Below are 19,988 nucleotides of genomic sequence, written 5' to 3'. Positions count from 1 at the left end.
TTTCGAGATCGGCCGCGCTTATTGCGCGGGTTGGCGTGCCGGGTAGAGGTAGTCGATATCGGCGGAATAGGCCGCGGCGATCGCGGCTCTGCGCAGTTTCCGAGAGGAGGTCAGCAATCCGTCGTCAACGGTGAAGTCGCCGTCCACAATTCGGAATGCGCGGATCGATTCCGCACGGGAGACAAGGGAATTCGCGTCGTCGACCGCGGACTGCACGGCGGCTTCGAGATCGTCGTCGGGATGGTCGCCGCGCCAGCGCTGGACCTGCACCGGATCCAGCGTCACCAGCGCCGTGACGTAGTCGCGGCCGTCACCGACCACCATGCAGTTGCTCACCAGCGGATGCAGCCGCACCCGGTCCTCCAGCGGCGCGGGCGCGACATTCTTCCCGCCGGAGGTCACCAGGATCTCCTTCTTGCGGCCGGTGATCCGCAGGTAGCCGTCGGCGTCGAGTTCACCGATATCGCCGGTGTGCAGCCAACCTTCGTCGTCCACCACGGCCTGGTCCGCCGCCGCGCCCCAGTAGCCCGGCGAGACATGCGGGCCACCGACCAGGACCTCGCCGTCGGCGTCCGCGATGGCGACCGAAGTGCCCGGAATCGGTCGCCCGACGGTGCCGAGCCGATTGGTTTCCGGGGCACTGACCGTCACGGCGGTCGCCGCCTCGGTGAGCCCGTAGCAATTCAGCAGCACCACACCGAATCCGGCGTAGAACCCGATCGTCGACTCGTCGAGCGAGGCGCCGCCGGAGATGACGGAGCGCAGCTGCCCACCGAGCGCGGCCGCCACCGGATGGTCTGACGGGTCCGGTGTCGCCTGGTCTCGCAACACTGCCAGGCCGCGCGCCACCGCCTCCTGCTCCTCGGTGCCGGACAGCAGCGTTCGGCAGTACTTGCGAATCTTCTCCAGGCCGTAGGGAATCAGCGCCAGGAAGGTGGGCCGCAGCGTCGGCAGCACCGGCACCAGGTCCGGAATGCCGGGCAGCAGATGGGTGCGGCTGCTGCCGAACAGGCAGGCGAACAGGATGGTCTGGCCGAAGACGTGCGACAGCGGCAGCGCGAGCACGGTCGTGCCGTCGAACAGCTCGCCGGTCCGGCGCACGGTATTGGCCGAGGATACGAACATATTGCGGTGCGTGATCAGGCATCCCTTGGAGACGCCGGTGGTGCCGCTGGTGTAGACGATCATGGCCAGGTCGTCGGCGTGCACCGCGGCGATGCGGGCATCGAGATCCGCGTCGATCTCGGTGGCCGTCCACTCCGCGATCAGTGCGAAGGTCCAGACCTCGCCCGCACCCGCGGCACGCAGGCGCGCGCCATCGGATTCGTCCTCGGCGACGAAATACGCACTGCCACTATCGCGCAGGATGTGCTCGATCTGCGCCGCCGAGGAGGTCGGATACACCGGCACGACCACCGCGCCGAGGGCGAGCAGTGCGCAGTCCAGCAGCGCCCACTCCAGGCTCGTGCGGCCGAGGATCGCGACCCGATCCCCCGCTTGCACGCCACGCCCGGCCAGCGCCGAGGCCAGCGCCCGTGCCCGCCGGTCCACTTCGGCGCAGGTGAGTTGGGTCCCGTCCGCGCCGCACAGCGAATGCCGTTGCGGATGTGCCGCGGCCGCACCGGAAATCACCGAGTACAAACTCGCGTCGTCCGGGAGGTCGATTCCGTTCTCGGTCACTGACACTGTATTCACAATGTCGAATTCTGGTCGGCGGCAACGAATTACGTCCCCGCCGATACAGAGGTTCCTACCGCGCGAATGTCATGGCCTATCGAAGGACTCAAGCCGATAGCGCGCGGGCAATATCTATACGTGCCGGTTCGGGGGAATCGATGCAGTCCAGGAAAAACGAAACCGCCGGATTCGTCTCATCTGTACGCCACACCGCGTACAAATCCAATGTCGGCACCGGATCGAACAGTTTGACCGCCACCGAGCTACTGCCCGGCGCACCCATACCCATCGAGATCGCGCGCGGTAGCGAGGCGAATCCGACGAACGGACGCACCGAAACCATATGCGCGGTCGCACCGGGATCATCCGCGGTATGCGCGACCGCCAGGCTGATCCTGGTGTCCGCGGCCGCGCGGAAGATGGAGTCGTACATGGCCGGACACTGTTCGCGGGCGAACAGCACACACTCCTGCCCGGCCAGTTCGGCGAAGGGCACGCCGGGCCGGTCGGCCCAGCGGTGTCTGCGCCCGACCACCGCGACCAGCGGAACCCGGTGCAGCAATCGGCGATACGAGAAGTCCGAGGTGCTCGGGTGGCCGTAGACCAGCGCCACGTCGAGCGAGCCGTCGGCCAGCGCCGCCAGCTGCGGGCCGGTGCGCTTCTCCCACAGCGACACCACGATATCGGGATGTCGTTCGGTCATTCCGGTGAGCGCCTCCGGCAGCACATGTCTGCTGGCCGGAAGGTTGTAACCGATATTGAGGGTGCCCGCTCGCCCCTCGGCGGTCGCCTTGGCGACCTGGGCGGCCCGGTCCATCTGGGCCACGATGATGCGGGCTTGACTCTCGAATTCTCGGCCCGCCGGGGTCAACTTGACCTCGTGGGAGTTACGTGCGACCAGTTGCACGCCGAGTGATTTCTCCAGCTTCTGCAGCTGGGCACTGAGACTGGGCTGCGTGAGATGCAGGCGCTGCGCTGCGCGGCCGAAATGCAGCTCTTCGGCAATAGTGATGAATGAAACCAGATGTCGGAACTCCATGCCGCAGGCTCCTTATTCCGCGTACCCGAAACGTTAGCGGAGCCAGGTAACCGAGGATGAACCGCGGTCGGACGGTTTTCGCCGAGACCATTGCGGCCGGGTGAACTGACCCTTATGCGTTTCGCATATGTGCTATCGCGGAGCCGCGACTATCCAGCATCGCCGAAACGACGGACCTAGGCAATAGCGAATGGCTCACCTTCGGACCCGGTGCGCTATCACACCGGGTCCGAGCACAACTCACTTGGCGGTGAACCTCGTCGGCAGAGCTTCCAGGCCGCGGATGACAACGTTCGGCTTATAGGGCGGTTCGTCGGAAAGCGGCTCGATATCACGCACTTTCCGCAACAGCACGTCGAGCAGCACCTCCATCTCCAGCAGTGCCAGGGGCGCGCCGAGGCAGTAGTGGATGCCGAGACTGAAGCCGAGGTGCTTCTTGGCTGGATTCATCGGATCGGAATACCTGGCGACGTCGACCCGATCCGGATCGGGGAAGACGGCATCGTCGCGGTTGGCCGAATTGATCAGCACCACAACGCCTTCGCCGGTTTCGAACTCATGGCCGGCGACAGTGATCGGCCGGGTGGCGGCGCGGGTGGTGATCTGCACCGACGGCTCCAGCCGCAGCAGTTCGTCGGGTGCGGATGCGGTCAGCTCTGGACGTGCGCGCAGAGCCGCGATTTCGCCCGGATTGCGCATCAGCTGCAGCATGCCGGTGCCGATCAGATTGGCGGTGGTCTCGTGCCCGGCGACGAAGGTGGTGATGCAGGTGGCCAGCAGTTCCTGTTCGGTGAGCACATCGCCGCGGTCCTCGACCTGCGACAGCACGCTCAGCAGGTCGTCCTTCGGATCGTGGCGCCGTTCGTTCAGCAACTCACGGAAGTAACCCATGAAGCCGCGCGAACCTGCGCTGCGGGCCTTCAGCGCCTCTTCGGGCAGCGTGTAGTCGTGATCGAAGCCGCGCGCCAGGTCCTGGGACCACTGGTGCACCTGCTGATAGGCCTCCGGCGGCACGCCGATCAACTCGCACGCGATGATCAGCGGTAGCGGATAGGCGATCATCTCGACGAGATCGAATTCGCCCGCGGCCAGGGCATTGTCGACGAGCTCCTCGGTGAGCTGCTCGATGCGCGGGCGCAGCCGGGTCACCATCCGCGGGGTGAAGCCCTTGGTCACCAGATTGCGCAGCCGGGTGTGGTCCGGCGGCTCCATCCAGAGAAACGAAGTGGGCAGTTCCTCGGGCGCATCATCCGCCGACACGGTGGGATGCATCATCGCGGCCTCTTCCGCATGGCTCCACGCGGTGGTCGACAGCACGGCCGTGCAGTCCTCGTAACGGGTCAGCAGATGGTAGCCGAGCGGGGTCTGATGCAGCGGTCCCGCTTCGCGCAGGACCCGTGCCGGTGTGTAGGGGTCTGGCCTGCCTTCCGGGCCGAATAAGTGGGCGATGGCGGTCTGGATGGCGGCATCCTGGTCCGCCACCGCCGTATTCGCTTGCGACATGTCGGGGTGGTCCCTTCTGTGCGGTGCATCGCCGAACTGGCGGTGCGGGCGGTCGGAATGTGGCGGTGCGGGGCGCGACATTGCGGACCCGTCACCTGGTCGGTTCGATGAGGAGCGGTGTGCGTTCGGCTATTGCGACCGATTTTGTGTTGCCGCGCAGCAGGATTCGGCCCGCGATCAACGGGCGCAGGAGTGCCGTGGGTGGTTCGACGAGATTGGCGACCCGCAGAAAGGTGCGCGCGACCTGCGGATCGACATGTGCGGCACGATGCGCTCGGGCGACATAGGCATTGGTGAGGCGCGTGCGCGTCGTACGCGGGCCGACAACGCCCGGATGGCTGAGGTCGGCACCCGCCGCGAGCTGCCACGCGACATCGACCACTTTGCCCGCGGCGGAGTAGAACCGGGCGGGTAGCCCGGCCTCGGATCCGGCGCGCAGACAGTCACGCAGGACGAGAGCTTGCTGGGCGGCCACGGCCATGCCCTGCGCGTACAGCGGATTGAAGCTGCACAACGCGTCGCCGAGTACCAGAAAGCCTTGCGGCACAGTGGAAAGCCGCTCGAATCGGCGGCGCACCGGTGAGCGGAAACGATGCGGCATCAACTCATCGAGCGGTTCGGAGGTGGTGATGAGTTCGTGGATATCTGGTGCGGCGATGGTGGCGGCGAATTCGGCGAAGCCGTCCGGATCGGTCGGCGGATGGTCGCCGAGCATGCCTGCCAGCGTGATGTGCCAGCGGTCGCCCTCGACCCGAATCGCGCCACCACCACGGCCGTTCCGGCCGGTGGAGATGATCACCGAGGATTGGCCGCCCAATTGTCCTGGCCGCCAGCGGAAGAATCCGGAGGTATAGCCGAGATCGACCTCGAGGCGTTCCTCCAGCGGGATCCGCGCGCCGAGGGCCGCCAGCCATACGCTCGCCCGGGAGCCACGGCCGGTCGCGTCGACGATGAGGTCGGTGGCATGCGCCTCCGCACCGTAGCCGCCGGAGACCGATACCGCACGCACCCGCGCGGCATCGCCGATCAGGCCGCGCGCCATCCCCTCGCACAGGCGCACACCGGGTGTGGCGAGCGTCCGCTGGCGTAGTACCTCTTCCAGTAGCGGCCTGGTCGCGATTACCGAAGTGAGTCCGGTCGGAGTCGGCGCTGCCCGCAATCCGCCTACGTACCAACGGGTTCCGACCAAAGCCTCGGCAGTAGTTGCACCGCGATCGGCCATTTCGGAGGTGAAACCCGGATACAGCTGTTCGATGATGGTCCGGCCGCGATCCAGCAACCCGTGCAGGTGCCGTGCCTGTGGTACACCGCGCCGCATGGCGGTGCCGGCCACCATGTCGCGATCGAAAATGGTGACCCGGGCATAGTGCTCGGAGAGCACCCGGGCGGCGAGCAATCCGGCGATGCCCGCGCCGAGCACCACCGCGTGCCGCCGCTCGTTCATGCCTTCGCCTTCGCTGTGCCCGTTCATGACTCCGCCTCGCCGGCGCTCGGCTCCGCCATGACCGAGCGATGCCCGGCAGTGTCTTCGGTTCGCTCGCTCACAGGGACACCGGCAGCGACACAATGCCGCGGTGGATCAGGCTGGGCCGGTATTCGACGGTGCCGGTGGCGAGTTCGAGTTTCGGGGCCCGCTCCAGCAGAGTGCCGAGGGCCGCCTCGGCCTCGATTCGCGCCAGCGGCGCACCGACGCAATAGTGGATGCCGAGACTGAAGCCGAGATGCTTGCGCGCCGGACGGTTTCCGGAGTAGCGGGTGACATCGAAGGTGTCCGCATCCGGGTATACCCGATCGTCCCGGCTGGCCGAGGCGGTGAGTACGACCACACCGTCGCCGCGCCGGAATTCGTGCTCGCCGACCGTGGTGTCGGCCAGGGCGACTCGGATGGTGAACTGGGTCGGGGCGTCATAGCGCAGCATCTCGTCCAGCGACGGGCCGATCAACTCCGGATTGTCCCGAAGCAGCTGCAGCTGAGCCGGATTGCGCAGCAGTGCGAGCATGCCGTTGCCGATCAGGTTGATCGAGGTCTCCATGCCCGCGACCAGCGTGAGCAGCGCGATCCCGATCACCTCGGGCTCGGTCAGCTGCGCACCGCTCGCGGCCACCAGCGCGCTCAACAGATCCGGTGTCGGATGCGCCTTCTTCTGCTGGATCAGCCGGGCGAAGTAGCCCATGCACTCCATTGCCGCGGTGCCGCGTGCGGCCACTTCGTCCGGGCCGAGCAGCGAATCCGGATCGCTGCCCCGCGCGATCGCCAGCTGCCACTCGCGGAACAGTGCGCCATCGGCCGGATCGGCCCCGAGCAGGCGTACCGGCACCATCGCCACAGCGAGAGGTACCGCGAGATCGTTGAGCACATCGAGTTCGCCGCGACGCACTGCCGCGTCGACCAGGTCGCTGACCACCTGACCGGCGACCGGAACCAGCTCCGCCATCAGCCGCGGCGTGAATGCCTTCGCCACCAGCTTGCGGTAGCGGCCGTGTTCGGGCGGATCCATCCGGACGAACGAACCCGGAATCGCGGCGGTGGTGTCGCGGAACGGGCTGATTCCGGCGGCGTAGCCGTGACCCCAGTCCGAGCCCGTGAGGATGGCGGCGCATTCCTCGTAACGGGTGATCAAGGTGACCGGGACATCACCGAATTCGTACGGGAACAGTGCGGCGGCATCGCGCACCCGACGGTATGCCGGATACGGGTCCGCCCGCTCAGTGGGATCGAAGGCGTCGAACGTAATCGGAATGGCTGTGCGCCCGCCACCCCCCATGGAATCGCTCCGCGGTGCTGTATTCATTTTCCCTCCAGCCGCACATGAAGTTCGGACATGCCGCGCACGACCACATTCGGCCGATACGGCGGTTCCTCGAGCAGAGTCATGGCACCGACGCGGTCGGCGATGGCACGCAGCACCACCTGCATCTCCAGCCGGGCCAGCGGCGCGCCGAGGCAGTAGTGCAGGCCGAGGCCGAAGGACAAGTGCCGCTCGGCCTTTCGGCCCCTGGCGTACCGTGCGATATCGAACTTGTCGGCGTCCGGGAAGGCCAGCGGATCACGGTTGGCCGAGGCCAGCAGGACGATCACCGCGTCACCGGGTGCGAAAGTCCGTCCGGAAACGGTGATCACGTCGTGCGCCGTGCGAGTGGTGAGGTGCACCGGCGCGTCGTAGCGCAGCACCTCGTCGACGGCGGATTCGCACAGCTCCGGGAATTCGCGCAGCCGCTCGAACTCCGCGGGATTGCGAATCAGCGCGAGCACCCCGTTGCCGATCAGGTTGACGGTCGTCTCGTGCCCGGCGACGACGAGAATCAGCAGCGTGCCGAGCAATTCGGTACGAGTCAGCCGGGCGCCCGCGTCATCGGCCTGTACCAGCGCCGTGATCAGGTCCTCGCGTGGGGATTTGCGGCGCTGCTCCACCAGATCGCCGAAAAACTCGAGAAAGGCGTGTACCGCCGCGGTGCGCGCGGCCAATTCCTCGGGCGAGAGCAGCAGATCCGGATCGAGGCCGCGGGCGATGCCGGTCGAGATCTGGCGCACGTGCTCGTGCGCTTCGGTCGGGACGCCGAGCAGCTCACACACCATGGTGAGCGGCAGCGGATAGGCCAGTGCATCCAGTAGATCGACCTCGCCCGCGGCGAGTATTTTCGCCAGCAGATCGTCGACCAACTGTTCGGCCCTGTCCCGCATGCCGCTGACGGTGCGCGCGGTGAATGCCTTGCTGACCAGTCCGCGCAGCCGAGTGTGCTCCGGCGGCTCCATCCAGAGGAACGAGCCGGGCAGTTCGACATCGCTGTCGCCGTGCAGCAGTTGTGGTTCCTCGGCGTGGCTCCAGCGCGGGTCCTGCATGATCGTCTGTGCCTCGTGGTGACGGGTCACCAATTGCATATCGTGCGGTCCGGGCACAAAGGGTCCCGCGTCGCGCAGCACCGCATAACTGTCATACGGATTGTGTCGCATATGCGGTGCGACGCTCTCGACGACCGCCAGCTGAACCGGGGTCAACTCCTCGACCGCGGAATGGTCGGAACTCACCGGCAACTCCTGAATGGAATGCGAAATGGACACCGGGCGAAAACAATTCCGGTCCATCGTGGTGCCGTTGCACCCGGCGGTACGGCGACGATTGTCCGTTCCTATCGCGCCATAGCCCGAATACCTTATCGGGCAACGCGATTGAATGATCGCGCTTGTTTATCGCAGGCCGTAATTCACAATGCGTTCAATGCGCTGTCACAATTCGCTGTTGTCGTGGCAGACATGAATTCTGCGGAATCGGTCGATACGCTGCCGGGCCGGCTGGCCCGGATCGCGGCCGAGCACCCCCAGGTGGCCGCCACATTTTGGTCGGTTTCGGAAACGCTGACCTACGCCGAACTCGACCGGCTCTCCCGCGGAGCTGCCGCAGCGCTGGTCCGGCGTGGAATACAGCGGGGCGAGCCCGTTGGCATCCTGTGCCCGAACGCACCCGAATTCCTGATCGGGCTGTTCGGTGTCGCGGCGGCCGGCGGTGCCGCGACTCCCCTGCCCCTGCCCGCCGGTTCGGCGCAGATGAGCGGATACCCACACAAGCTCGCGACCATCGTGGCGGCCGCCGGGATGCGCACGGTGCTGGTGTCGCACCGGTTCGCCGATCTGGCCGCGCTGCTCGACACCGCCGTGAACGTCGAATTGGTCGACACCGCAACGCTGGTCACCGAGGACAGCACCCTGCTGCCTGCCATCAGCGCCGACGACCTGGCCATCGTGCAGTTCACCTCCGGCAGCACCGCCACCCCCAAAGGCGTTCGCCTGACCCATCACAACGCCCTCAGCGGGCTGGCCGCGATCCGCACCGGCATCGAGCTCGATCTGACCGATCAGGGCGGGTTCTGGCTGCCGCTGTTCCACGATATGGGCCTGTTCGGCACGTTGTCGGCGATCCTGCGTGGAATTCCGGCGCACATCTGGTCGCCGCTGGCATTCGTCAAGGATCCGGCCCGCTGGCTCGCCGAATTCGCGGCCGGCGGCACCACGATCACCGCCATGCCGAACTTCGGCTACGAGGCGCTGCTCAACGCCATTCCGGCGGACGAGGTCACCGACTACGACCTGCGGCGCTGGCGCATCGCCTTCAACGGTTCCGAACCGATCTCCCGCGATGTGGTCGAGGCGTTCTGCGAGCGTTTCGCGCCCGCCGGTTTCGCGCCCTCGACGATGTTCGGGGTGTACGGCATGGCGGAGGCCACCCTCGCCGTGGCCTTCCCACCGCTCGGGCGGGAGCCGCTGTTCGAGTGGGTTGACCGCACGGGACTCGCGGAAGATGCTCGGGCACGGGTTGTTTCGCCCGACACTCCCGGTGCGCGCGCAGTTGCCGGTGTCGGCTCCGCTGTAGCCGATCTGCGACTGCGGATTGTGGATCTCGGTACCGGCGCGGAACTCCCGGACGGTGCGGTCGGCGAAATCCACATCCAGGGCCCATCGGTGACCGACGGCTACCTGACCGCCGATCCGTCGAACGTGGCGGGACTGCATACCGAAGGTTGGCTGCGCACAGGCGATCTCGGCTACCAGCGCGATGGTGAACTCTTCGTCACCGGTCGCTGCAAGGACATGATCACCGTGCGCGGCGTCAACTACTACGCCCAGGATGTCGAGGCCGCCGTACGCGACCTCGATGGCATCTACAAGGGCCGCTGCACCGCCGCAACCGATCCCGACGGCGCGGATGTCATCGCGCTGATCGCCGAATCCGAATGCACCGGCGCCGCGGCAGACGCACTCGCCGATCAGATCCGCGGCCGGATCTCCACCGAGCTCGGACTCGCCGTAGTCGATGTGTATCTCGTTGCGCCACGCAGCATTCCACGCACCAGCAGCGGCAAGCTGCAGCGCCTCGCCGCCCGCGACCTCATCTCCCCACGGCAATGACCTTCGACCGAACTGGAGCCTCCTGTGCACAGCTATGAAGTCTTCCGCCACTACGAGCGCCTGCATTGGCGGCTGACCGATCTGGACCTCGACGCCGTCGACCGCGCGCTGGTCCGCCCCGAATACGTGACCCTGGCCAAGAGCGCGACGATGGGCGAATCCAATGTCATCGCCGCGGTACACGGGTTCATGAACGAATTCGTCGACGACTACGACTTCTCCACCTTCGCCGTGGTGTGGGGCTACCAGGAAGTGCAGCACCACTACGCATTTCGGTCCTGGCTCGGCGCGGTCGGCGAGAGCGTGGACGAGAAGGCCGTCGACTCCATGCGTGAGCCGTACGCGCCCGGCACCACCCCCTCGGCCACCCTGGCCACCAATATCATCTCCGAACTCACGGTGAACCACATATACCGCGCGGTCGCCGGTTGGGTGCAGGAGCCGGTGCTGAAGGGCCTGCTGCTCGATGCGAGTCGCGACGAGGCCGGACATGCCCGCGAATTCATCCACTACGCCACCAAGCGGCTGGAGCAGCGACCCGAGGAGCTGCCATCGGTGCTGGAGACGCTCTACGTCTACAGCTCCGAGGCCAAGATCAAGCATCCGGTGAGCACCTTCAAGGCGGGTATCAGCGAACTCGGCGACCACGAGACCATCGACACCGGATTCGATCTGTTCCTCGAACAGGTCGCCGCCGAGGGTGAGCTGGATGTACTGCACGACAAGGTACGTCGCACCTTCGCCAATATGACCGGCCTCGACCTGTCCACCAATGCGAAGGTCCGCCGCGCCCTCGCTGACGCGATCGCCTAGCTCATGGAGCGACCTAGCTCGGTTCAGGTGCCCTGGTCGGTGATTCCGGATTACCACTGCTTCGGCTGCTCCCCGCACAACGCGTCCGGGCTGCGGCTCGAGTTCGAACCGCATCCGGACGGCCTGCAGGCCGGGTTCCGGCTCGGACGCAGCTTCGAGTCCTACCCGGGGGTCGTGCACGGCGGGCTCATCGGCGTGATCTGCGATGAGGTGATGGGCAATCTCATCGTACTGGCGCGCCACCATCCCGCATTCACGGTCTCGCAGCGCACCCGATTCATTTCCCCGCTGCTGATCGACCACGAATACCACTGTGTGGCAACACTATCCGAATCGCAGCAGCCGATTCAGGCATCTGCCGAGATCCTGGACGCCGACGGCACCGTCTGCGCCACCTCCAGCGCTGCCTATCAGCCGTTCGAACTCGATGCGGTCCGCCATCAACTCACCCTCCGCGACGACGAGGTCGCCCTGCTATCGCACGCCTTGACCACCGCGAATGCCCTCTCTTCGAATGGAGTTCAGCAATGACCCACACCGCCGACGACATCCTGCGCACCGTCACCGATATCGCCGCCACCGAAACCGGCATCGCCGAAGCCGAACTACGACCCGACGTCGACCTGCGCGGCATGGCGGGCGTCGATTCGGTGCGCGTGCTGCGCATGGTCGCGAAGATCGAACGCACCTACGACATCGAGCTGGAGGACCAGGACGTCTTCGGTCTCTCCACGCTCGCCGATGTCGTCAAGGTGGTCGATCGGGCCCTGCACGAGGCGGCGATGTGAGCGAGCCGACCAAAGACACAGCACTAGCTTTCACGGTGGAGCCGAGCGCTAGCGAGGTGGAGTCGTGACTGTCACCGCCGATACCAACCAGCACTACGACCTGGATCCGGATATCTTCGGCCAGTTCCTCGACCCGCTGTGCAAATACAGCTCGGCGCTGTACAACTCGCCGACCGACACCCTCGAACAGGCGCAGCGGCAGAAGCTGCGCTTCGTCGCCGGCCGGCTCGGACTGCGCGGCGGGGAGCGACTGCTCGATGTCGGCTGCGGCTGGGGTTCGCTGATCCTGTTCATGGCCGAGGAATTCGGTTGCGACACAATGGGAGTCAGTCCGGCACCGCGCCAGCACGCGTACATCGCCGAACAGGCCGTCGCGCACGGTGTCGCCGAGCGGGTGCACACCGAGGTCGGACACTTCGAAGAGCTCGACCTGCCGGTGCGCAGCTTCGACGCGGTGACTCTGCTCGGCTCGATCGTGCATATGCCCGACCTCGGCGCGGTTTTCCGGCGTGCACGGGCGGTGCTGCGGCGTGGTGGCGCACTCTATGTCTCGGAGAGTTGTTTCCGAAATGCTTCCGCCCGCAATGCCTTCGACACCCGCGTCGGCACCGAATTCGTCCGCGAGGACATTTTCGGCTGGGGTGATCTGCGCCCACTGTCGGAGCTGCTGACCGCCGCCGAGGACGCCGGTTTCTCGATCATCGCGGTGGACGACCTCACCGAGCACTACCGCCGCACCATCGATGACTGGATCGCCAATGTCGACGCGGCCGCCGAGCGCATCGATGCGCATGGCCCGGGGCTGGCCGCGAAGCTGCGGCACTACCTGGAGATCGCCAATGCCGGATGGGGTTATACGACCAAGCATTACGCGCTGACCTGTCGCAATGCCCGGTAGGAGACGCAGATGAATATGGAGTCAGCTCTGATTCCGGTCGACGAGGTGGCGGCCGCGGTCGACGGCTTCCTCGCCGCCTCCCCGGCCGCGCGGGCCTGGGATGTGGAGACCGCCTTCGACTGGTCGCTCGCCGATGCGGGGCGACTCACCGAGGGGCAGCGCTCGGCGGTGCAGTTCGTCACCCTCATCGAGGATCATCTGCCCGGCTATTTCGATGTGTACCACCGGCATTTCCCGGTGGACGACACCGTGGACCGGGCCACCTTCATCCACAACCGCGAGCTCTACCACTTCACCGTGCGGTGGGCGCTGGAGGAGGATACCCACGCACGCGCACTCACTCGATACCAGGAAGCGTCCGGTTTGGCCGAACGTGGTTCTCTCCGTGAAGAATTGGCTATCGAAGGACAGAAGCCGTTCGATCTGCCCTACGACCATCCGGTGCAGTTCTTCGCCTACGCGCTGGTACAGGAGAAGGCGACACAGATGTACTACCAGCACCTGCGCGATGTGGTCGACGATCCGATCCTCGCGGCGGTGCTGGGCCGGTTATCCCGGGACGAGGCAAGGCATTTCAGCTTCATGGCCGATGTAGTCGGGCGCTATCTGCGGGTGCAGGGCGATGCGACCGTGGAGCCGATCCGCGATGTCATCGCCAATTTCCGCATGCCACTGGCCGATACCATGCGCGGTTACTGGCGGTGGGCGCTGAAGATCGCCGATGTGGCCTCCTACGACCACACCGAGGCCTATGAGCATCTGGTGAAGGTGATCGACCGGACGGTCGATGCCAGATCCGACCGGCTCGACGAATTGGTTCGTTTCATCGGAGAGTGCAACGCGCTGGCCTGACAAATAGCCCTGCCTCCACATATTCGGAGGCAGGGCTATTTTTTCACTGCTCCGGATTCAGCACCAGAATCGTGGTCGAACCATGCGCGATCAACTTGCCGTTCGCATCCACGATCCGGCCCTCCGCGGTCGCGGTGCGTCGCCCGACATGAATCGCATTGGCCTCACACGTGAGCCGCGATCCGTCCAATGTCACCGACCGAATGAAATTCACCTTCAGCTCCAACGTCGTATAGGCCACGCCGTCACCGAGTTTCGTGAATACCGCACTCCCCATCGCGGTATCCATCAGCGTCGCGATCACCCCGCCGTGCACCGTGAACATGGCGTTGATGGTGGCCGGATTCGGATCGAGATAGTACCGCGTGTACCCGTCCCCCGCCGTCTCCAGCCGAATCCCCAGCGACGCGCCGACCCCCAGATTCTCCTGCAGCCCCCGCTCGAATACCGCCGTCAATTCCGCGACGCGGGTGGTGACGGTCCCATTGCTGTGAGTATCGATGCTGGTCATGGCCTCTTCCTCCCTGACGAACAATGCCAGCCCATTCGACCAGTGCCCGGTGAATTCCACCTGGCCACGACCCGCTGCATATCCACCTTCGATCGGCTGATCGAAATCAGAGGTCGGCGACCGCGCGCACCAATTCGGCGATCTGCTCGAAGTCCTCGTCCACGAATGGGCCGGGGCGGCCGAGTACGACGTGCTGGATGCCGACCTCGGCGAAGCGGGCGAATGAATCCGTCTGCTCCGCAACCGATTTATCCGGATACCAGTACGCGACCATGGTCTTTTCGATGTCCTCGTACGGTCGTCCGACTGCTTCGCAATGTCCTTGCAAGACTTCGAGTTTGGTTGTGACGGCGTCGACGGACTCACCGAAGAGATTGCAAGCATCGGCGTATTGCGCGACCAAGCGCAATGTCTTTCGCTCACCTTGGCCGCCGATCATGATGGGCGGGTGCGGGCGGGTCAGCGCGTTGGGGACGTTGAGCGGGCGTTCGAGGGTGTAATGCTTTCCGTGGAAAGGCTTTTCGGAGCCCGCCCACATCTGCTTCGCGATCCGCAGGGTTTCCTCCAGGCGCTCGTATCGCTCGGAGGTCGGCGGGAAGAACAGGCCGAGACCCGCGGCTTCATCGGCATTCCAGGCCGCGCCGATGCCGAGCCAGGCGCGGCCACCGGAGAGCACGTCAAGGGTCGTGACGCTCTTGACCAGCAGACCCGGATCCCGGTAGCTGACGGCGGTGACCAAGGCGCCGAACCGAATTCGCTCGGTCCGCGCCGCGATATATCCCAGCGCGGCGTATGCCTCGAGCATGTCGTTTTCCGCCGGGCCGTTCGAACCTATCTGGAACAGATGATCCATGACGAATACCGAGTCGAGCCCGGACTGATCGGCGGCGCGCACGATCCGGTCGACTCGCGGGCCGATCGCACCCGGTGAATCCGGCCAGGTGAAGTCGGCGAGGGAAATACTCAGTCGCATGAGCCGAGCCTGGCACGACCGGCGCGCGCCGGGGAGGCACCGCCGGTCCTAGGACAACAGCGGTGGGGATGGTGGGAAGGCGATCGGAAGTGCGGTGAGTGCCCGGTGGAACGGCCCCGGCCGCCAGGTCAGCTGATCGGGCGGCACCGCGAGGCGGATCTCGGGTAGGGCGTCGAGTAGTTGGTCGATGGCGTCCTGGGCGATCAGGTAGGCCATCGAATTCGCCGGGCATACGTGTGGTCCGGCGCCCCAGGCCAGATGGGAGCGATTGCCCGCGTATTGATTCGCGACGATCGCCGGATCGGTGTTGCAGGCGGCGATGCTGATGACGACCGGCTGGTGGGCGGGTAGCCAGACATCGTCGATCAGGATCGGCTGGCGTGGAAATGTGATACAGAAGTTCGCCATCGGAGGATTGTTGAACAGCACCTCGTCGAGCGCGTCCCTGGTCGACATGGTCCCGCCGAGCACGCTGCCGCCGAACCGCTCGTCGGTGAGGATCAGCAGCAGGGCGTTGACGATCAGATTCTGCTGGGGTTCGATGCCCGCGCCGTACAGCGTGCCCAACTGGTGCACCATCTCGGTATCGCTCAGCGCCGCCGGATGCCGCAGCATCCGAGTGGTGATGTCGTCGCCGGGCTCGACGCGTTTGAGCTGGGTCAATTCCAGCATCGCCCCGACGAGCAACTGGTTGCCGTGCTCGGCATCGATGCCCTCGAAGATCGCGGCCATACCGGTCGCGGCCTGCTGCGCGATATCGTCCGGGCACCCGAGCATGGCGTTGAGCACCGTGAAGGCGAGCGGAAACGCGTACTGGCGCACCAGATCCGCCGAGCCATCGGCGCAGAACGAATTGATCAGCGGGACAGCCAGCCTCGCCACCGTATCGTGCAGCTCGTACTGATCGACCTTCTCCAGGCCCGCGACATTGGTCTGCCGATACCTGGCATGCGCTTCACCGGCATTGCGCAGGGCATTCGGTCGCCACTGCATCATCGGCAGCACCGGGCAGTCCGCGGCCACACTCTGCTGCCAGGTGCGCGGATCGGCCGGAAAATGATCCGGATCATTGAGGATCTGCAACGCCGAGTAATAGCCGACCACCAATGTGGCGGGCACCCCCGGCGCCAGATCCACCGGGACCAGCGCCCCGTACCGCTCCCGCATATCCCGATACGCCCGATGCGGATCCGCCGCGAATTCCGGCGTATACAACGCCACCCGCGGCCCATCCGTGCCGATCGGCGAAGTGAACGGCGCACGGCTGTGCGCCGAAGACGGAATCGTCATCGAGAAAACTCCAGGCGTCGAACATACAAGCCCCGTGAGCCTATGCACCCACCCAACCCCACGCATCCCGAACGCGAATTACACCCACCCCTGACCGCCGACAGGCTGGTCAGACAATCACGATGCGCGTGGCGGCACCCGACGCTAGGCGGCAATCCTGCTTCGCATTGCCTCGACGATGGTGTCACCGAGGGCGGTGAGCGATCCGGCGGCCTCCAGTAGCGCGATACCTTCGGCGGTGAGCAGGCGAACTTCGGTGAAGCGCCGCTCGGCGGCCTCGGCTGCCGCTCCAGTCGTCACGGTGCGCTGGACTCGCCAGAAATCGGTGATGGCGAGGTGGGCGTAGGTGCTGTGCAGTAGGCCTTCGATCGGGCGTGGATGCGAAAAGCATGGTGGGTGGTAGCGCGGTTCGATATCGGCGCGGTCGTAGAGTTCGAAGGCATCCATCATCGCGCCGAGCTTGACGTGCTGGAATTCGTGCACCAGCAGTTCGGCGAGTGCTTGCGGATCCAGGTGCCGGGCAGCGATGCCCACCGCGCCGAATGCCAGTCTGGCCGAGGCGCTCCGGTTCGTCGGGCCATCCGGTCGCAGCGGCAATATCGTCCGCAGACCGGCACGCAAGCCGGGCAGATACGCGGGCAGATGCTCTTCTATGAATCCGAGAGCGCCCACGAAAGCCTGCTGCCACCGCTCGGCCTCGACATCACTCAACCGCCCGGTCGGGTGAATTTCGCTCCCGAGATAGGGCAGCGCTCGATAGGGATCGGTATCTTCCAGCGTGACCGTCAAATCGCCATAGCTCAGCTTGCGCACCGGCTCGGCCAGTACGACGTCCCCGTGGCCGGTATCGATCCATACCAGCTCCGAGGCCCGCAACGCGCCGAACATCGGCAAAGGTGCCACACCGTCGCGCGCGGGCACCGGCATTCGCAGCTTCGCGCCTGCCAGCAGCGCGGCGCTCGCCGCCACCGCCTCCAAGTGGTAAACATCCGCGGCGACGAACTCTGCGCGACTGATGTTTTCGAGCAATGCGGTCGCCCACACCCGCGTGTAGGGATGAGTGAGCACTGCCGCGACCGCGTCCGGTGCCGATGTGTCCAAGCCCACCAGCACATCCCAGGCGGCGGCGAAGCGCGCATCGTCGTGCGGACCGAATCTGCCTACCGCCGCCAACAATTCACGTTGCACCGAGGCCTGGGCCTGCACCAGCCAACGCACCGTCTCCGCATCGCCGAACCCCGATGCCAGCTGGGCGAATTGATCCTCTGACAGACCGTGCGCGGACTCAATCGACGACACGGCTGACCTTCATGCGCTCGTCGAAGGCGGCGCGGTGCGTTTCGGCGGCACGCACCGCAGCACTTTCGGCGGCCGGATCGACCGATTCGGCGAGCCACGGCTGCACTGTCGCACTCATGCCCGCAACGAACCGCTCCCCTAGCGGGGTCAGTGATCCGGATCCCTGGAGTTGGCGAATAGCTTCCGCGGTCATCATGCGCCACCGCACGAATTCCCGCTCCGATTCCTGGCGCTGCGCCCCCTCGGCCCGCGTGCGATGCACCCGCCAGAAATCGGTCACGCCGATATGGGCGTAGGTGCCTTGCAACAACCCCTCGATCGGACGCGGATCCGGTCGCCACGGCGCGTAGTACCGCAGCGCGGTATCGGAGCGGTCGAACAGTTCGAACATGTCGAGGATGGCGCCCATCTTCACGTGTTGGAATTCGTGGATAAGCGGCAGCGCGGCCGATACCAGCTCCCGTCGCAGCCCGATGCCGACCGCGCCGAAAGCCAGTCGCATGGAGGCGCTTCGGTCGTATTTCTCATCCGGGTCCATCGGCATGACCGCACGCAAACCGGAGCGCAGACCGGGCGCGTAGACGGGCAGATATGCGTCGATGAAGTCGATACCCGCGGCGAAGGCGAGCTGCCAGCGGTGCGTCTCGGCATCGCTGAGCCGGTCGGCCGCATAGCTGTGGCCGATGCGATAGGGGTCGGTGTCCTCCAGCGGGACGATCAGGTCGGTGGCCGTCAGCCAGCGCAATGGATGTACCAGATCCAGCCTGTCGATCGAGCCGGTATTGATCCAAACCTGTTCGTCCGCACCGGCTTTCAGTGCGCCGAAGGTAGGCAGTGGCGCGACCCCGCCGCGCACCGGCACCGGCAGCCGCAAATCCTTACCCGCGTGCAGCGCCGCACCCGCCGCGACCGCTTGCAGGTGATGGACATCCTCGGCCACCATCTCGCCCTTGCTCACCCCCTCCAGCAGGGCGGTGGCCCATACCCGCGTGTAGGGATGGGCCAGCACCGTGGCCACCGCGTCGGGCGCCGACGTGTCCAGGGAGACGAGCACATCCCAGGCTGCGGTGAATCTTTCGTCATCCTGTGGACCGAATCGGCCGACGGCAGACAACAATTCGCGCTGCAGCGAAGCCTGGGCCTGCGCCAACCAATTCACTGTGGCGGCATCACCGAAACCGGCTGCCAATTGGTCGAATTCGTCATCGGACAATCTGTGCGACTCGACGACAACGTCATGTGCGGAGGTTTGCGCGCCGCCTCTCCCCGCCGCGGCTTCGGACTCGGCCACGTGATCGATCATCTCCTTCAGATCGGAGCAGTAGACAGAGGGGTTGTCGAATTCGGTGCCGGGCCGGTACCGGTGCGGATAGAACCCACCACCGCAGACCTGGACCACGTCACAGGACCGGCACGTGGCGCTCACGCCGTCGATGCCGTCACGACGCACCGTGATGCCGGGGAGCACGGCGGCCTCGTCGAGGCTGTTGTCCCACACGTTCAGTCCGGTTGCCGCAGCGCCTTCGAAGGCGGTCTTGAGCGAATCGACCTGCTCGAGCGTGCCGTCGGTTTCGATCACCAGCAGATCCACCGGATCGAGTCCGATGGCCTCGGCGGTGCTCGGACGACCGTACATGGCCGCTACCACCGATTCGAAGGTGCGCAGCGGTACCGGTCGGCCGTCGGCATTCCAGGCGTCGAACATTGCGATGAGCCATTGCGCGTACTCGCCCCCACCCTGCGCTGGAGTGTCCGGATCGCGCGGTATCCGCAAACCGGGCGGCTGATGCTCCCAATTCGAGTGCGGTAGCAGCAGATCCATGCGCGGCGGCTGCTGCTCCAGCAGCCCGCGATAGACGGCGATCGGATCGTTGGCGATATCCACCGTGCACAGCAGGCCGGAATACAGCGCGCGATACTGCGGCTGGCGCAACCGGTCGAGGCTCGCGATCACCTGGTCGTAACTGCTGCGTCCGTTGCGGTACAGCCGATGCCGGTCATTGGCGGCGCGATCGCCGTCCAGCGAAACACCAACCCGCACATTGTATTCGGTGAACAGGTCGAGGTACGCCGCGCTGAGCAGGATCGCGTTGGTATGGATATGCAAATTCAGGCGGGCCACCGGGGCGACGGCCGCGTGTAGAGCGGCCAGGAATTCCCTGGTGCGGTCCACACCGAGCAGCAGCGGTTCGCCGCCGTGTAGCACGATGGCGACCTCGGGCAGCGCGTGCGCCGCCGCATGTTCGGCGATTCGGAACGCAATCCGGGTGGCCGTCTCCGGGGCCAGCCCCATCGGGCGACCACGCCAGGATTGGTCGACGTGCTCATACATATAGCAGTGATTGCACGCCAAATCGCACCGGCTATGCACCTTGATCACAAACTGACGAAAAGGAAGCGGTTTACGGTTCACGGGATAGCCGGTACGCCGAGCGGTATTCGG

17 protein-coding genes are annotated in these 19,988 nt (G+C 65.6%); 6 read left to right on the top strand and 11 right to left on the bottom strand.

Annotation, left to right across the window (positions count from 1 at the left end; genetic code table 11):
• Positions 1-18: 18 nt before the first annotated feature.
• The 6 genes from ACIBW7_RS13195 to ACIBW7_RS13170 all read right to left on the bottom strand — a co-directional run bounded on the left by ACIBW7_RS13195 (position 19) and on the right by ACIBW7_RS13170 (position 8,246).
• Positions 19-1,695, bottom strand: a complete 1,677-nt coding sequence (locus ACIBW7_RS13195; RefSeq protein WP_397046471.1) for an AMP-dependent synthetase/ligase — start codon at positions 1,693-1,695, stop codon at positions 19-21.
• 88 nt (positions 1,696-1,783) lie between these two features.
• Positions 1,784-2,716, bottom strand: a complete 933-nt coding sequence (locus tag ACIBW7_RS13190) for a LysR family transcriptional regulator (protein WP_063041076.1) — start codon at positions 2,714-2,716, stop codon at positions 1,784-1,786.
• 240 nt (positions 2,717-2,956) lie between these two features.
• Positions 2,957-4,219 carry a cytochrome P450 gene (locus ACIBW7_RS13185; protein ID WP_397046470.1) on the bottom strand — a complete coding sequence of 421 codons (1,263 nt, stop codon included), beginning with the start codon at positions 4,217-4,219 and terminating at the stop codon, positions 2,957-2,959.
• 91 nt (positions 4,220-4,310) lie between these two features.
• Positions 4,311-5,690, bottom strand: a complete 1,380-nt coding sequence (locus ACIBW7_RS13180) for an FAD-dependent oxidoreductase (RefSeq protein ID WP_397046469.1) — start codon at positions 5,688-5,690, stop codon at positions 4,311-4,313.
• 70 nt (positions 5,691-5,760) lie between these two features.
• Entirely contained in the window at positions 5,761-7,011 is a 1,251-nt protein-coding gene (locus ACIBW7_RS13175; protein WP_397046468.1) for a cytochrome P450, read from the bottom strand.
• Positions 7,008-8,246 carry a cytochrome P450 gene (locus tag ACIBW7_RS13170; RefSeq protein ID WP_397046467.1) on the bottom strand — a complete coding sequence of 413 codons (1,239 nt, stop codon included), beginning with the start codon at positions 8,244-8,246 and terminating at the stop codon, positions 7,008-7,010. The genes ACIBW7_RS13175 and ACIBW7_RS13170 overlap by 4 nt, the downstream gene beginning before the upstream one ends.
• Before the next feature lie 141 nt (positions 8,247-8,387).
• On the opposite strand from ACIBW7_RS13170, the gene ACIBW7_RS13165 reads away from it, so the two are divergent.
• The 6 genes from ACIBW7_RS13165 to ACIBW7_RS13140 all read left to right on the top strand — a co-directional run bounded on the left by ACIBW7_RS13165 (position 8,388) and on the right by ACIBW7_RS13140 (position 13,472).
• Positions 8,388-10,121 (top strand): fatty acyl-AMP ligase, encoded by a 1,734-nt coding sequence (locus ACIBW7_RS13165; RefSeq protein ID WP_397046466.1) that lies wholly within the window; start codon positions 8,388-8,390, stop codon positions 10,119-10,121.
• A gap of 24 nt (positions 10,122-10,145) precedes the next feature.
• A complete protein-coding gene (locus ACIBW7_RS13160) occupies positions 10,146-10,934 on the top strand; it encodes a ferritin-like domain-containing protein (protein WP_397046465.1) in 789 nt (262 codons plus the stop codon).
• A 3-nt stretch (positions 10,935-10,937) separates the two neighbouring features.
• Positions 10,938-11,465, top strand: coding sequence for a PaaI family thioesterase (locus ACIBW7_RS13155; RefSeq protein ID WP_397046464.1), 528 nt, complete (start codon positions 10,938-10,940; stop codon positions 11,463-11,465).
• Positions 11,462-11,722, top strand: a complete 261-nt coding sequence (locus tag ACIBW7_RS13150; RefSeq protein WP_397046463.1) for an acyl carrier protein — start codon at positions 11,462-11,464, stop codon at positions 11,720-11,722. Before ACIBW7_RS13155 ends, ACIBW7_RS13150 begins: the two co-directional genes overlap by 4 nt.
• Before the next feature lie 64 nt (positions 11,723-11,786).
• Positions 11,787-12,620, top strand: a complete 834-nt coding sequence (locus ACIBW7_RS13145; RefSeq protein ID WP_397046462.1) for an SAM-dependent methyltransferase — start codon at positions 11,787-11,789, stop codon at positions 12,618-12,620.
• A 9-nt stretch (positions 12,621-12,629) separates the two neighbouring features.
• Positions 12,630-13,472, top strand: coding sequence for an acyl-ACP desaturase (locus ACIBW7_RS13140; RefSeq protein ID WP_397046461.1), 843 nt, complete (start codon positions 12,630-12,632; stop codon positions 13,470-13,472).
• A 43-nt stretch (positions 13,473-13,515) separates the two neighbouring features.
• Here the strand turns inward: ACIBW7_RS13140 and ACIBW7_RS13135 are convergent, their stop codons facing one another.
• The 5 genes from ACIBW7_RS13135 to ACIBW7_RS13115 form a co-directional block, all read right to left on the bottom strand.
• Positions 13,516-13,983 carry a PaaI family thioesterase gene (locus tag ACIBW7_RS13135; protein WP_397046460.1) on the bottom strand — a complete coding sequence of 156 codons (468 nt, stop codon included), beginning with the start codon at positions 13,981-13,983 and terminating at the stop codon, positions 13,516-13,518.
• Between the two features lie 106 nt (positions 13,984-14,089).
• Positions 14,090-14,956, bottom strand: coding sequence for an LLM class F420-dependent oxidoreductase (locus ACIBW7_RS13130; protein WP_397046459.1), 867 nt, complete (start codon positions 14,954-14,956; stop codon positions 14,090-14,092).
• A 48-nt stretch (positions 14,957-15,004) separates the two neighbouring features.
• On the bottom strand, positions 15,005-16,246 hold the full coding sequence (locus ACIBW7_RS13125) for a cytochrome P450 (RefSeq protein ID WP_397046458.1): 1,242 nt from the start codon (positions 16,244-16,246) through the stop codon (positions 15,005-15,007).
• A gap of 144 nt (positions 16,247-16,390) precedes the next feature.
• Entirely contained in the window at positions 16,391-17,545 is a 1,155-nt protein-coding gene (locus tag ACIBW7_RS13120) for an aKG-HExxH-type peptide beta-hydroxylase (protein WP_397046457.1), read from the bottom strand.
• Positions 17,532-19,925 (bottom strand): FxsB family cyclophane-forming radical SAM/SPASM peptide maturase, encoded by a 2,394-nt coding sequence (locus ACIBW7_RS13115; protein ID WP_397046456.1) that lies wholly within the window; start codon positions 19,923-19,925, stop codon positions 17,532-17,534. Before ACIBW7_RS13115 ends, ACIBW7_RS13120 begins: the two co-directional genes overlap by 14 nt.
• Positions 19,926-19,988: the final 63 nt, after the last annotated feature.

It is taken from the genome of Nocardia sp. NPDC049526 (assembly GCF_044465765.1).
Taxonomy (GTDB): domain Bacteria; phylum Actinomycetota; class Actinomycetes; order Mycobacteriales; family Mycobacteriaceae; genus Nocardia.
Note: the sequence above shows the minus strand (reverse complement) of the source record. Positions and strands in the feature narration are given on the sequence as shown.